The 14447-nt window shown below is 43.7% G+C and carries 14 protein-coding genes; 5 read left to right on the top strand and 9 right to left on the bottom strand.

Annotated features, from left to right (window positions below):
• Positions 1 to 3: 3 nt before the first annotated feature.
• The 8 genes from icmB to LX24_RS00535 all read right to left on the bottom strand — a co-directional run bounded on the left by icmB (position 4) and on the right by LX24_RS00535 (position 7132).
• Entirely contained in the window at positions 4 to 405 is a 402-nt protein-coding gene (icmB, locus tag LX24_RS00570) for a coenzyme B12-dependent isobutyryl CoA mutase small subunit (protein ID WP_166510194.1), read from the bottom strand.
• 26 nt (positions 406 to 431) lie between these two features.
• Positions 432 to 2081, bottom strand: a complete 1650-nt coding sequence (locus LX24_RS00565; protein WP_166510193.1) for an acyl-CoA mutase large subunit family protein — start codon at positions 2079 to 2081, stop codon at positions 432 to 434.
• Between the two features lie 4 nt (positions 2082 to 2085).
• Positions 2086 to 3033 carry a methylmalonyl Co-A mutase-associated GTPase MeaB gene (gene meaB / locus LX24_RS00560; protein ID WP_166510192.1) on the bottom strand — a complete coding sequence of 316 codons (948 nt, stop codon included), beginning with the start codon at positions 3031 to 3033 and terminating at the stop codon, positions 2086 to 2088.
• Positions 3034 to 3056: 23 nt separating this feature from the next.
• The gene (cobO, locus tag LX24_RS00555; protein WP_166510191.1) at positions 3057 to 3596 is read right to left on the bottom strand and encodes a cob(I)yrinic acid a,c-diamide adenosyltransferase; all 540 of its coding nucleotides are present in this window, start codon (positions 3594 to 3596) and stop codon (positions 3057 to 3059) included.
• Between the two features lie 228 nt (positions 3597 to 3824).
• Positions 3825 to 4034: a hypothetical protein gene (locus LX24_RS00550; protein WP_166510190.1), complete on the bottom strand. Its 210-nt coding sequence runs from the start codon at positions 4032 to 4034 to the stop codon at positions 3825 to 3827.
• Complete coding sequence (locus LX24_RS00545; RefSeq protein WP_166510189.1) at positions 4021 to 5001, bottom strand: acyl-CoA dehydratase activase; 981 nt, start codon at positions 4999 to 5001, stop codon at positions 4021 to 4023. Before LX24_RS00545 ends, LX24_RS00550 begins: the two co-directional genes overlap by 14 nt.
• A 35-nt stretch (positions 5002 to 5036) precedes the next feature.
• Entirely contained in the window at positions 5037 to 6155 is a 1119-nt protein-coding gene (locus LX24_RS00540; RefSeq protein WP_166510188.1) for an acyl-CoA dehydratase activase-related protein, read from the bottom strand.
• Positions 6155 to 7132, bottom strand: a complete 978-nt coding sequence (locus LX24_RS00535) for an acyl-CoA dehydratase activase-related protein (protein ID WP_166510187.1) — start codon at positions 7130 to 7132, stop codon at positions 6155 to 6157. Before LX24_RS00535 ends, LX24_RS00540 begins: the two co-directional genes overlap by 1 nt.
• Positions 7133 to 7363: 231 nt before the next feature.
• On the opposite strand from LX24_RS00535, the gene LX24_RS00530 reads away from it, so the two are divergent.
• Both LX24_RS00530 and LX24_RS00525 read left to right on the top strand, forming a co-directional pair.
• The gene (locus tag LX24_RS00530) at positions 7364 to 7990 is read left to right on the top strand and encodes a DUF3786 domain-containing protein (protein WP_166510186.1); all 627 of its coding nucleotides are present in this window, start codon (positions 7364 to 7366) and stop codon (positions 7988 to 7990) included.
• A 15-nt stretch (positions 7991 to 8005) separates the two neighbouring features.
• A complete protein-coding gene (locus LX24_RS00525; RefSeq protein WP_166510185.1) occupies positions 8006 to 8545 on the top strand; it encodes an NUDIX domain-containing protein in 540 nt (179 codons plus the stop codon).
• A gap of 90 nt (positions 8546 to 8635) precedes the next feature.
• Here LX24_RS00525 and LX24_RS00520 read toward each other — a convergent pair whose 3' ends face one another.
• Positions 8636 to 9259 (bottom strand): septum site-determining protein MinC, encoded by a 624-nt coding sequence (locus LX24_RS00520; protein ID WP_166510184.1) that lies wholly within the window; start codon positions 9257 to 9259, stop codon positions 8636 to 8638.
• 325 nt (positions 9260 to 9584) lie between these two features.
• On the opposite strand from LX24_RS00520, the gene LX24_RS00515 reads away from it, so the two are divergent.
• From LX24_RS00515 to LX24_RS00505, 3 genes are all read left to right on the top strand, one after another.
• Positions 9585 to 11015, top strand: a complete 1431-nt coding sequence (locus LX24_RS00515) for a sigma-54 interaction domain-containing protein (RefSeq protein WP_166510183.1) — start codon at positions 9585 to 9587, stop codon at positions 11013 to 11015.
• Between the two features lie 293 nt (positions 11016 to 11308).
• A complete protein-coding gene (locus LX24_RS00510; protein WP_166510182.1) occupies positions 11309 to 12448 on the top strand; it encodes an acyl-CoA dehydrogenase in 1140 nt (379 codons plus the stop codon).
• 282 nt (positions 12449 to 12730) lie between these two features.
• A complete protein-coding gene (locus LX24_RS00505; RefSeq protein WP_166510181.1) occupies positions 12731 to 14410 on the top strand; it encodes an AMP-binding protein in 1680 nt (559 codons plus the stop codon).
• Positions 14411 to 14447: the final 37 nt, after the last annotated feature.

Raw genomic sequence — 14447 nt, 5'->3', positions numbered from 1 at the left:
TTATTAACTTGACTTTGTGTTGGAGTGAATCCATTCTACAATGGTTTCTATAGTTGTTCCCGGCGTGAATATTTCTGCTGCATAGCCGCCTTCTTTAAGGGCCTTGACATCGGCTTCGGGAATGGTGCCGCCACCCATGACAATGATATCATCCGCACCGTTTTCCTTAAGCAGTTCGCAAACTCTGGGGAACAGTGTCATATGAGCACCACTTAAAATGGACAGGCCAACGATATCCACATCTTCCTGGATGGCTGCTTCCACTATCTGTTCCGGTGTTTGGTGTAAGCCGGTATATACCACTTCCATGCCGGCATCCCTTAATGCACGGGCTATCACCCGGGCACCCCGGTCATGACCGTCTAGACCGGGTTTGGCCACCAGCACCCTGATTTTTTTCGCCATTGGTTTTACCTCCCTTGATCGAAAACTTAAAAAGTTGGTTTTTCCTTATATTCTCCGAATACCTCGCGCAGTGTCTGTATAATTTCACCTTCAGTGGCGTAAGCCCGTACGCAATCAAGTATATATGGAATCATATTTTCTGTACCCATGGCAGCCTGGCGCAACGCATCAAGCTTGTCGCTAACCAGCAAGTTGTTACGTTCGCGGCGCAGTTTTTGTACCTTTTGTACCTGCCTGCGCTCAATTTCCGGATCAATGGTAAGTATTTCAATATCCAGTTCTTCGTCAGGATCTATAAATTCGTTAACGCCAACTTGGATACGCTGCTTTTTGTCGATAGCCCGCTGGTACTGATAAGCGGCATCGGCAATCTCCTGCTGGAAGAAGTTCTGATCAATGGCTGCCAAAACGCCGCCGCGGCGTTCAATTTCCTCGAAGTACTTTTCAGCTTCCTCTTCCATTTTATTTGTTAACGCCTCAACATAATACGAACCTGCCAGCGGATCGATAACATTGGCCACGCCTGTTTCATAAGCCAGGATTTGTTGAGTTCGTAACGCAATTTGCACTGCTTTTTCCGTTGGTAAAGCAAGTACCTCATCCATGGAGTTGGTATGGAGTGACTGGGTGCCTCCCAGTACTGCCGCCATGGCTTCGTACGCAGTGCGAACGATATTGTTTTCAGGTTGCTGGGCTGTCAAACTGCAGCCGGCAGTTTGGGTATGGAACCGTAGCAATAAAGATTTGGGATTTTTGGCCCCGTATTTTTCTTTCATGCGCCGGGCCCAAATGCGCCGGGCCGCGCGATATTTGGCAATCTCTTCGAAAAAGTCAATATGGGAATTAAAGAAGAACGACAGCCTGGGAGCAAAGTCATCCACATTAAGGCCTGCCTCAATACCGGCCTCTACATAGGCGAAACCGTCTGCCAGGGTAAATGCCAATTCCTGTACAGCGGTGGAACCAGCCTCCCGAATATGGTAGCCGCTGATACTTACAGTATTCCATTTGGGTACATGTTTAGCAGCATACTCAAATATATTGGTGATCAGGCGCATGGATGGTTCCGGTGGGAATATCCATGACTTTTGGGCAATGTATTCCTTCAAGATATCGTTCTGGATGGTGCCTGTCAATTTTTCCGAAGGCACACCTTGTTTTTCCCCGGTGGCTATATAAAGGCACCAAAGGACGGCAGCCGGTGCGTTGGTGGTCATGGATGTACTAACTTTATCCAGGGGAATATCCCGGAACAGGGTCTCCATGTCCTCCAAACTATCTATGGCCACACCCACCCTGCCTACTTCACCCAGGGAGCGGGGGTGATCGCTGTCGTAGCCCATGATGGTGGGCATATCAAAGGCTACACTTAAACCTGTTTGCCCTTTTTCCAGGAGGTATTTATAACGCTGGTTGGATTCCTCGGCTGTGGCAAACCCGGCGAACTGGCGCATGGTCCACAGGCGACCACGGTACATATTACTCTGCACACCCCTGGTGTAAGGATAACTACCGGGGAAACCCAAATCATTCATATAATCGAAATCTTTGATGTCATCCGGAGTATATAAATCCTGGACCGGCATGCCGGATACGGTTTCAAAATTAATGTCCCGGTCCTTTTTTTTGCCTCTTTCCGCCAACCATTCATTTTTGGCGGCTTTAATTTCTTCCATTTATTCAACGCTCCTTTAAAAAGTTATTCAAAAACTTTTGGGCTTCGGTGTAGGGATCCGTCTTGCGTTTTGCCATTAAGTGAATAAGGTCGCTGGTTCCTTCGCTTTTATGAAAGTAATCCCATAATCTGTTGCGTAAATCCTCTTCCACAAGTTCCATCAATTCCATGCTCAATCTTTTACGCACTGCTTCTTGCAATTCACCACTGTCGCCGGTATACTGCAGGTGGTTGTTGATTACTGACCAAAGTTCAGCGATACCTTGCTGGTTTATTACGCTTGTTTCCACCACCGGCGGTCGCCATCCCGTTTGGAATCTTGGGCTCATGTCCAGCATTTGTTCAATGTCGGTAACAATTTTTTTGGTATTTCCCAAGTCTGATTTGTTAATTACAAAAATATCCGCGATTTCCATGATCCCGGCCTTGATGGTTTGAATATGGTCCCCCGCTCCGGGGGTAAGCACCACCAGGGTGGTATCGGCATAATGCATGATATCAAGTTCACTTTGGCCGACACCAACAGTTTCTATAATAATAATGCGGCATCCGTAAGCGTCCAGTACCTTGACTACGTCCTTGGTGGCCCTTGCCAGACCACCCAAACAACCCCTGGTACCCATACTGCGAATAAAAACATCTTTATCCAGGGCATGTTCCTGCATGCGAATGCGATCACCCAAGAGTGCGCCACCGGATATTGGCGACGTGGGATCAACGGCAACCACGCCTACTTTATGACCGCTTTGGCGTGCCTGTTTAATGAGTTCATCAGTTAAAGAACTTTTGCCCGCACCTGGTGAGCCCGTGATACCGATAACATGAGCCCGACCTGTGTGCGGGTATAGTTGGCTTAACAATTCTTGTTTACCTGCACCATTATTTTCAATTAAGGTAATAATTTTGGCTGCTGTTCGCTTATCCCCCTGTATCAGTTTACTAACTTCCAACATACTTTCCTCACCCGCCTATGCGATCAATATTCAATGCCTTCTCTGGCTGCAACCCCATGGTAATAAGGGTGTTTGATCAGGTTAACTTCACTGACCAGGTCGGCTACTTCCGTTATTTTTTGGGGCACGTATCTTCCCGTCAAAACCAATTCCACATGGCGCGGCTTGGATTTAATGATATCCAGTACATCATCCAGTTCAATTAAATTAAAGTCCAAGGCGGTATTGATTTCATCCAGGATAACCAGATCATAATGTCCTTCGCTGATAACTTTTCGAGCTGTTTCTAGACCCTGCCTGGCCAAATCAATGTCTGCCCGGGATGGGTTTTCTTTGCTGACAAATGTTTCTAAGCCACTTTGCACAATAATCAAATTTGGCAAATATTTTTCTGCGGCTTGAATCTCACCATAATCTTTGCTGCCTTTCATAAATTGCAGCATGAATACCTTATAACCGTGACCAATAGCCCTTAGCGCCAGGCCCAGGGACGCCGTTGTTTTGCCTTTGCCGTTTCCTGTATATACCTGCACCAAACCCTGGTTTAACCGGGGTCGGGACATGGGGCCACCTCCCTCCCTGCACCTAATAAACATATGCTTTTGATATATCAGTAGCAAAAGGTATGCCATTTTTTCTTAATTTTTGTTTTTTTGTTTCCTGAGGTTCTAACGTGAAATATTAATGTTTTGTTATTTCAGAAAATAATAATTGTTTGTAGATGATCGTTGACACCTGTCAACGACAACAATGCAGATGGGTACAAAAAAAAACGCCGGTTACCGGCGGTCTTATTTATAAAACTTATTTTTAAAAAAATAATAAAAAATCGGGCCTATAACCAACATCCAACCGGCAAAAATACCCCATATGATTGATTCCGCCAGGGGACGACCTGTTTTGCGAGCATCGATACCCACCCAGAGGCCGGAAACAAGCATTATAATAATGATCACCGAGTTGAAAAAAACTGCCAGTATTTTTAATTCATGCTCTGTCACGTGAATCCTCCTGAATAATATCCCATTTTGGACATCTGGCCCCCCAGCGGCCAATAACGCGGTTTTCTTCGTAAATTTCTGCAATCTCACAATTATTGGGACAGCCGTCACATTCAAAACTGCCGGTGCGATAGGTTAACCCGGCAATGGAAAAACCTTTGAAGCCGGTGGTTTTTTTGGTATGTGTCAGTTCCTCCTTGGCCAGCAGTGCCGCGCCGATGGCGCCCATTATATCGTAATGGGGGGGGACTGTTATTTCCATGCCCAAAGCTCTTTCAAAGGCTGCCTTTATACCGGCATTAGCGGCTACACCGCCTTGGAAAACAACCGGGGCCAAAATTTCTTTACCTTTGCCGATATTGTTCAGGTAATTACGCACCAGTGCTTCGCATAAACCATTAATAATGTCTTGTACGGGATGGCCCATTTGCTGTTTATGAATCATGTCCGATTCGGCGAACACCGTACAGCGCCCGGCTATACGTACCGGATTGCGGGATTGTAAGGCCAGATCGCCGAATTCAGTAATGGGTATGCCCAACCGGGCGGCTTGTTGATCCAAAAAGGAACCGGTACCGGCGGCACATACCGTATTCATTGCGAAGTCGGTGACAATGCCATCTTTTATTATTATTATCTTCGAATCCTGCCCGCCTATTTCAAGAACTGTATGCACCTGGGGAATAAAATGGGAGGCTGCTACAGCATGGGCGGTAATCTCATTTTTAATGACATCTGCGCCAACCATTACCCCGGCCAGGTAACGTCCGCTACCCGTTGTCCCTACACCACAAATCTGTGTTTGCTTGGGTATTGTTTTGGCTAATTGTTGTAAGCCGTTTTGTATAGTTTCCACCGGGCGTCCCCTGGTTCGTAAATAAAGGCCGGTAATTACATTTCCGGCCAAATCTTGTACTACAAGGTTTGTGCTGACAGAACCTACGTCTATCCCCAAATATGCTTGCATAAAGTCACTCCTTGCCAATTGAAAATGGCGCTAGATTAAATAGCTCCGGAAGTAAGCTGCAATTTGGCTTGGCTCATATTTTTTAATTTTTTGCGTTTCATCAAATCCACAAAAGCTTCCAGGCGGGTGTTCATCCCTGCCTTGCCGGTCTGCTCATCAAGGAAAAATGTAAGTACAGGTATGTTATAGTCCTTGCTAACGGCAGGTAATATGGTGCGGGCCACTATTTCAGGAATACAGGTGAAAGGGGCCAACTGGATCACACCGTCAAAGTTACGCTTGGCATATAATACCGTGTGCCCGATGGAGTCTCTGCCGTGCCCGCCAATTAATTCCGGCAGGTAATGCTGGGCAGCGTCTTTTACGGTCATGCCCTCGGTGGTTTCCTTCCAGGTATTGTCCCTGGTCCAGCCCGTTAAAAACATAGAACGCTCCACTTCAACCCCTAGATTGCCCAGTGTTTCTTCGATCTCCAGATTGGCGGCAGGTTCCAGCAGCACGTATATCTCACCCACAATGCCAACTTTCAGAATTAATCGCTGGTGATCTTGGGGTATCTTATGCAGTTCCTCAAGGGCTGTCGCTTCAGCCTCAATGATTTCTTTGGTGGTAGAAGCTTTATTTAACCATTCCAGTGCCTGTTTGTATTTTTGTGTCGTGGCACCTTTTTTTATCTCCCGTGGTCTTACCACATGTGTTGTCTTTTCCACATTATCCAAGGCTTGTAATAGACGCCAGCCTTTCTTGATTCGATCAATAATAGCTTTGATGGATAGCCTGGCGGGGTTTAATTTATATACATTACGGATGAAATTAATGGGATATAAACGGGGCGGTTCAAAAACAATCATCTCTACAGAGTGTCCCAGATCATGCAATATCTTCTTGTGTAAACTGGCATAAAGACCTGCCCGGCAGGGTCCAACCCCCCCGGAAGTGACTAAAACATTGGCTCCCTTTTCGATGGTTTCCAGGTATGTACCCGTTAATATTTTTAAGGGAAAACATGCGAATTCAGGGGTATATTGAACCCCCAGGTTTAATGTCTTACGGCTGGGTCTGGGGGGGAGTATCACTTCATTGCCCAAATCATTTAATAGCATTTTAAAAGCACGATAAGACTCACCCATATGGGGAAAGGTTACCTTACGCATTATGAATACGCTCCTTTTTTTCTTCTGACCATATCAACAAATGCTTCCAACCTGGTATTAACCCCGGCCTCACCGCTGTGCTCATCAATGGTCAAGCTCATAAACGGTATAGAGCTTGAGTAGTTATCCAACTGAATAAATCTGTCTACTATGGAGTCCGGCCCACACCCGAAAGCTGTCAAATGTATTATACCATCAATATCTTTTTGCCGGGCATAATAACGGGTTGCCCGCAAAGTACGCTCGCTGAATGTCCAAAACAATTGTTTGGCCGGTTCGTGTCGTTGCAAACGCAAAGTTAACGGCGATAGATTATCCGATGTGACTACATCAATGCCCATTTTTTGCAGTTTATTTGCTATACCTATGCTGATGTACTGGTCATGAATAATGTAAGGATAGCCTACAACAGCAAATTTTAACTGTTTTTTATTACCTGGCGTGTATCCTTTTTTACCGTTAAATATAGTATCCATTGCTTCAAGGGGTTGTAATCCTCTGTGTAGCAAACCATCAAACTTAAATTGCACCATGCGGGCTTTTAGTAAAGCTTTGGTAATGTGCATTGGTGTTTTACCAAGCATTTTTCCAACTTTATAATATGCTGAAAGTATACTGTCTTTCCGGTCCCGGGCGTCTATGCGTACATCTATGATGGGTGGCATATTGGCAATGCCATAACGGATCATATCAGGTAATCCCAAAAATTTGGGGCAGTAAACGGTTTTTTTATTTAAACAAACGATACGTGGGATAAACAGGTAATCCACACGGTTGGCTAAAGCCATTGCGTGGCCGAAATATACTTTCACGGGTACACAAGCATCGGCGAGCGCTTCGCGCACGCCGTTATCTAATAGCTGACGGGTAGTTTTGCCGGAGGTTACCACCTGAACACCCAGTTCTTCAAAGAATGTCTTCCACATGGGGTAGTATATATAGTAAAACATAGCGCTGGGTATGCCTATGCGAAGCACTGTTATTACACTCCTGACAGCGATATTATTGTAAATCCAGTATTATAATTCTCTGAATTTGAAAAAAATCCTTGCTCGTCAAAATAAAAACCAGTGTTCATATTTACTGAAACTCTACCGAAAAAAATAATAGCTGTTTTTTTTATGGTAAAATACTTATTGATGACATTGGATTCATTAAAGTGTCTAATTTTGAAATGAAAGATAGATGAAGGAGGTTATTGGTTTTTCATGGCATTGATAAATTTAAAGCCTGCCCATGCCAAGGCTGTGGAGGAGTTTGCCCGGGCTGTTCCCGAGGCAATGGCCAATAATGCAGCGGTTGACTTCGACCGGTCCGGCTCTTACTTTACGGTACCGTTTTTAGGTAATAATTATCGTGTATACTATCCCGGGGGTGACGTGGAATACTGTGTTGAGAAGGATGTAAAAGGGGAAGAAGTAAAAATTGATTATAAGGTGATACTATTACATTATCTCACCCACTGCAGTCCCCGGGCTGTGGAAAATGTCAAGGTTTCATTTAAAGAATTACCCAGCGGCTCAATTTATGTTGGCCCCTTTACTAACCGGGCCGTAAAACCATTGGTGGCTGTATTTGGCGATAAAAGCGAAAAACTGGTTGAGGCGGCGCTGTTGCTGGGCGGTTGGAAGGAAGACATTGGAGATGTAGCTGTTACAGTGCCCGTATTGCCTAAGATACCTGTTACCTTTGTATTATGGGAGGGAGATGATGAGTTTCCTCCTTCCGGTAATGTTTTGTTTGACGCATCGGCATCCAGCCACCTGCATACTGAAGATTACGCTTTACTACCGGGACTGGCTCTTTGGGAATTGAAAAGAATTGCCAGGATATAATTAGGGGGCGATAACATGTCCGAAATAATCATAGATTCAGAAACTGTTTTTACTGGTAAAATAATAACCGTTCGTAAAGACCGGGTGCGACTGCCTGATAACCGTCAGGGTACCCGGGAAGTGGTAAATTGTGCCGATGCAGTGGCCATTGTGGCGTTAACGGATGTCGATGAAGTGCTAATGGTTAAACAATATCGCCATCCTACAAGCCAGGAATTATGGGAAATACCCGCCGGTAAGATTGAAGCGGGTGAAGATCCCCTTAGTTGTGCGCAAAGGGAATTGGAAGAGGAAACGGGATACCGGGCCGGAGATTGGCACCAAATATGTTCCTTTTATACTTCACCGGGATTCTGCACGGAGCAGCTCCATTTGCTTTTAGCCCGTGACCTTACTAAATATAACCAAAAACCGGATCAAGATGAGTTTATTGAAGTGGAAAAAATACCGGTTTCTGTAGCTGTGCAAATGGTTACTGGTGGTGAGATTTTGGACGCCAAAACCATCATTGGCTTGCTGACTGCTGAAAAATATATAAGAAAAATATATAAATAGCATATAAAAACAATGCTGTAGATATAATTGCCTGGCCCGCGGGGTAACACTGTGGGCTTTTTACTTGCACATCCGGTTTACCAGGGAAATCTATTCATATTGTGCCAGTAAAATGATTTTGCCCTGTTCAATTTTAGCTAAAACCGGTCCAGTGAATGATTGCTCAGGTTCATAATAAAGTGTTTGATCAGCTATTCTCAAATGACTGTTGTTGAATTGAAAAGCCATGATAAAGGCTTCTTTATTGCCGGTTTGACCGGCATGGACGAAACCGGAACATGTGCCCATTACTATTATATTGCCCGTGGCCAGTACCTTCGCCCCGGGATGGATGTTACCCAAAACTGTTACATGTCCATGATAATTTACCATTTGCCCGGAACGCAGGGTGCGCTTAACCAATAACGCGGCTTCTCCGGGTATATCAACCGGTTCTTTGGGGATACCGGCGCTTTTTCGCGCATTTAGCGGCCACTTGGCCTCGGGGTTGGGGATTAAACCGTATGATTTACAAATAGACTCCAACTCAGTCTTTTCCGTTGGATAAAGTTGTTTTTCATGATATAGTGTGAATCTGGCGCCGGAAAAAAATCCGCTGGCAGACTCCATTTTATTTTTTAAACCGGTTTTTATGTCTTCAAAATCCCGGTTGGGGTCGAGCAAAATAATTAGACCGTTTTTAGTACCCTTTATATCAACCGCTTCCTTTGGCAAATTTCCCACTTCCTTTCCAGGATTTTCATTATAATATTCGATAAATATTTTTATATTCCTGCTTTTATTCCCATTTTTAGAGATTGAACGAAAAAATACGGGCACTGTCCTGGTGAAATTATTATTGACAGGTTTTTGTAACAGTGTTACCAATTGTAACAGGGTGCAATAATCTAAAGTATCAAGCTGTAAACAGATAATATTTTGCAATTAAGGCATCTTCCGGCTCTGTACAAAGACCATGGTTAATTGATAAAATATTTAATAAAGTCAAAATATTTAAACGAGGTGATTTTGGGTGCTTTATCCGGAGAGCACAAAGGATATGCTGGATAATAAAATCGGTGTCCGTGACGGGTATTCAGCCGAAATAATTCTCAATACAATTTTCGAAAATAGTAGCGAAGGACTATTGGTGATTAGTGAAAAAGGTGTGATTCAACAAGTTAACCGTGCGCTGGCTGATAGTTTAAAAACGTCTCCGGATAATTTAATTGGTCATAGGTTAGTTGATGTTTGCAGGCATAATGGACTGCGCAGGCTTTTAAAAATATTGAAAACAGGAGAACCAGAGATAGGTAAAATATCCAGTGTGGAAGGGCGCAGTTTTATTGCGGATTACCTGCCTATAATTATAAAACAGCGGGTTCGGGGTGCGCTGGCCAAGCTGACTTTTTTAAGTTCGGAGCAAGGCCTCCCGGGCAATGGGGAAGTAACCAGAAAAAAGCCTTCTTTTAAGCACAAGGGCTTTAATGTTATATATACTGTTGATAGCATTATCGGTAACAGTCCTCAAATGATGGATTTGAAAGAGACATTGTTAAAGGTGTCGCCCCGTAACTCAAACATATTAATCACCGGCGAAAGCGGTACCGGTAAAGAACTTTTTGCCCAAGCCGTCCATGCCGCCAGTTTGCGCAGGTCAGGCCCCTTCATAAAAATAAACTGTGCGGCTATTCCCGATACATTGTTGGAGTCGGAATTTTTCGGCTATGAAGATGGGGCTTTTACAGGCGGGAAAAAAGGTGGTCAGGTGGGAAAACTGGAACTGGCCAATGGTGGGACCGTTTTTCTTGATGAGATTGGGGATTTGTCCTTTGCTTTGCAGGCAAAGTTATTGCGGTTTATACAAGAAAAGGAAATACAAAAGCTCGGTGGCGGAGAGGTTAAAGTTTCAGACGTCAGGGTGGTTGTGGCTACCAATGTAAACTTACACCATATGGTAAAATACAAAAAGTTCCGTGAAGATTTGTTCTACAGGTTAAATGTAGTTAATCTTGCTATCCCACCGCTAAGGGAAAGAAAAGAAGATATCAAAGATTTGGTAAGTCATTTTATCGCAAAGTATAATAAATTATTTGGATTAACGGTGACAGGTGTATCGCCTCAAGTTGAAAATATTTTTTATAAGTACTCTTGGCCGGGGAATATACGGGAATTGGAGAATACTATTGAACGAGCTTTCAATGTTTTGGAAGGTAATACTATACGCAAGGAACATTTGCCCTATCATTTGATAAATTTGTTAAATGATGAACCGGCTAACCAGGATAAGCAGGAATACGAACAATTTAATGAGTTTTCCATTAAACTGTCCCATGGTCGGACTTTGGCTGACGTGATGAGTCAAGCTGAAAAATTGGTGATATTACAAACATTAATGGAGAGCAAGGGTAATAAAGCCAAAGCGGCACAAGTACTGGGTATATCTAGACCGGGTTTATACAAGAAGTTGCTAAAATATAATTTAACGTAAAAATTATTATTTAACTTAATTATAAAGATTCTTGTCTGTTAACTTTTTTTGTCAGCAAAGTGGCGCTTAAGCGTTACTTTGCTTTTGTTTTGTTAACTATTTGCTAACTAGAACGTAAAAGTTGGTTAACAATGCTGTTTTATTATACAGGGTATATAAATGATATTTTACCGTTTGGATGGTGAAATAGACCACTGGGGGCGGTTATTTAACCGTTAGGGGATAAACATTGTATAGTTGCCTAAATTTTGCGAATTTAAAAAATTCAAAAAATTGACCAGGGAGGTTTTATAATGGATTTTAGTTTAACCCGGGATCAAAAAATGATCAGGGATGTGGTATATGAATTTGCCCAGCAGGAGATAGCCCCCAAAGCGGCGTATATTGATAAAAGTGGTGAGTTTCCCGCTGAAATTATGAAAAAATTGGCCGACATGGATTTAATGGGTTTACCGTTTCCGGAACAGTACGGTGGGGCAGGGGCTGACTACATTAGTTACTGCTTGGCTTTGGAGGAAATCACCCGGGCCTGCGCATCAACAGGGATTACTTATGAAGCGCATATTTCCCTTGGCTGTGCTCCCATATACCTGTTTGGTAGTGAAGAGCAGAAGAAAAAATATTTAACCATGTTATGCAGCGGAGAAAGTATTGGCTCATTCGGACTTACCGAACCCGAAGCCGGAACGGATGCCGGTGGTACTAAAACAACCGCTGTACTGGATGGCGATACCTGGGTGATTAACGGTGGGAAATGCTTTATTACCAACGCCAGCTATGCTAAGTTTGTCACTATAACAGCCGTAACAGATAAGAGCAGGGGTAAACGCGGTATCAGTGCCATACTGGTACCCACCGACACCGCCGGTTTTACCATCAGAGCCAGTTATGAAAAAATGGGCCTTCACGGTTCCAATACCACCGAATTGTTTTTCGATGATGTGCGTGTGCCGAAGGAAAATCTGGTGGGCAAAGAAAACGAAGGTTTTAAGCAGTTCCTTCAGGTATTAGATGGTGGACGTATCGCCATAGGTGCTATGGCGGTGGGTATTGCCCAGGCATGTCTTGACGCTTCACTTAAGTATGCACAGGAAAGGGTGCAGTTTGGTCAGAGTATTTCTAAATTTCAGGCAATTCAGTTTAAATTAGCCGATATGGCCGCTAATGTTGAACTGGCGCGACTTATGTACCTAAAGGCGGCCTGGCTGAAGGACAACGACAAGCCTTGCACCAAAGAAGCTTCGATTGCTAAACTATTTGCCTCGGAGACGGCCACCAAGGCTGCTCTGGAAGCGATACAGATCCATGGTGGCTATGGTTATATGAAGGAATTCCCTGTGGAGCGATATTTAAGGGACGCCAAATTATTGGAAATAGGAGAAGGTACCTCGGAAGTGCAGCGGATGGTCATAGCCAGGTTGCTGGGTTGTTAACGTCTGCATGAGAAGATTAACCAGTGGTGTTGGCAACACAAAAGTTTTTCGACTTTTGTGTTGCCCCAGCGTTATATTAAACATTTCACCTGATTACTATTAATCATCGTCTCAAGCAAAAGGAGGGGTTGTATTGGTTAGATAATTCAGAATATTAAAAAGTAACAGAAAAATTTTAAAATGTTTAAGCTTTAATGATTTTGCCGGTAGATAGAATAATTCATTTTATTCTTTGTTGCTTAGTTTGTCGGTAATTTATTAATGAAATAAGGAGGCTCTCCAATGAAAGCACCTCAGTTGGAAATTGGTAAAATTACCATAGGTCAAATTGTTGATTTAATGGCTAAGGAGCTCGGTGACAATCTTGCTTTGGTTTATCAAAATCGAGGTATAAAATACAATTACCGTGAATTTAGAGATGTCTGCAACCAGGTGGCCAAAGGGCTCATGGCTATGGGCATAAAAAAAGGAGACCATATTGCGATATGGGCCAATAATGTGCCGGAATGGGTTCTGGCTCAGTTTGGCAGCGCCAAAATGGGTGCTGTTCTGGTTACTGTTAATACCAACTATCGCTCCTTTGAATTGGAATACTTATTAAAACAATCAGATTCCACTACTATTATACTTGTACACGGTGTTAAACGACAAAATGAGTATACGGACATTATGTACGAATTATGTCCCGAGCTAAGCAGTTGTGCCCCTGGACAATTAAACAGTGCTCGGTTGCCAAAATTAAAGAACGTTATTTATATCGGCGAGGAAAAAATGCCCGGCATGTATAATTGGAACGACCTGTATGAATTGGGTAAACAAATAACTGATGAAGAGTTAAAGGCTCGGGAAGATTCTTTGCAGCCCGATGAAGTAATTAACATGCAGTACACCTCCGGTACCACAGGCTTTCCCAAGGGAGTTATGCTTACTCACACAAATATTTCCGGTAATGCTGTTAGTATGGCGGAATGTATGATGCTCTCCCCGAAAGACTCTTTGTGTATTCCTGTTCCCTTGTTCCACTGCTTCGGTTGTGTAATAGGCACGATGTGTTGTGTGGTTACTGGTGCTACTATGGCTCCGGTGGAAACATTTAATGCTAAAAAAGTGCTGGAAACCATTGAAGCAAACAAATGTACTGCAGTACATGGCGTGCCCACCATGTTTATAGCCGAATTGGAAGAAATGGACAAAAATAAGTATGATACTTCCTCCCTGCGTACCGGTGTCATGGCTGGTGCGCCCTGTCCCATTGAAGTAATGAAATCGGTGGTTAATAAAATGGGGGCCAGAGAAATATGCATTACTTACGGGCAAACCGAAGCATCTCCCGGGATTACCATGACTAGAACCACTGACCCCATTGAACTGCGAGTTAGTACGGTGGGCAGGGCACTGCCTAATGTGGAAGTGAAAATTGTTAACCCGGAAACTGGCGAGGAAGTGCCGCCAGGAGTGCAGGGTGAACTATGTACCAGGGGATATCATGTCATGAAGGGATATTATAACATGCCTGATGCTACCGCCCAGGCAATAGACGGAGATTCATGGTTGCATACAGGTGATTTGGCGGTCATGGATGAAAACGGTTACTGTAAAATAACCGGTAGATTAAAAGACATGATTATCCGCGGAGGTGAGAATATATATCCCCGTGAGATAGAGGAGTTTCTATATACTCACCCCAAAATTAAAGATGTCCAGGTGGTTGGGGTGCCAAGTCGTAAATATGGTGAAGAAGTTGTGGCCTTTATACAGTTGAAAGCCGGCGAAACAGCCGATGAAACCGAGATTAAAGAGTATTGCAGAGACAAGATTGCCCGCCATAAAATACCGGCTTTTATTATGTTTGTTGACGAGTACCCAGCCACGGCCAGCGGAAAGATTCAAAAATATAAACTAAGGGAGACGGCCACCAAGGTATTGGGCAGGGAAGATGATGCTGGGATTGAAACAGCTTAAGTATCGCTGCAGTGTGTGTATTTAAAACATATCAACC

Origin of the sequence: Desulfallas thermosapovorans DSM 6562 (assembly GCF_008124625.1) — a bacterium.
Lineage (GTDB): Bacteria > Bacillota > Desulfotomaculia > Desulfotomaculales > Desulfallaceae > Sporotomaculum > Sporotomaculum thermosapovorans.
This window is presented reverse-complemented; position numbering and strand designations above follow the sequence as displayed.